General features: G+C 39.8%; 1 pseudogene. It reads right to left on the minus strand.

The features are described from left to right. A pseudogene (locus tag ACHRWY_RS27785) lies at positions 1-216 on the minus strand (hypothetical protein); the annotation flags it as partial.

A 216-nucleotide genomic window follows, 5' to 3' on the forward strand; every position in this document is an offset into this window, starting at 1 on the left:
ATCAATATCAGATTGTGTTACAATATGAATACCGGTAAAGGTAGTAGCATCTTCTGCTCCCGGAGCCAATTGGGCCAATGGTCCTCCACTTATAGTTGCCTTAGGATCACTTACCGTGATATTTTTAAGGGTTGTATTTCCTGTGTTCTTAACCACAAAGGTGTATTCTACCCTGTCACCAACATTGGTTTTTCCGTCTTTATTAACATCGACAAA

The organism is Flavobacterium sp. FlaQc-48 (genome assembly GCF_044007335.1).
In the GTDB taxonomy this organism is placed as follows: Bacteria; Bacteroidota; Bacteroidia; order Flavobacteriales; family Flavobacteriaceae; genus Flavobacterium.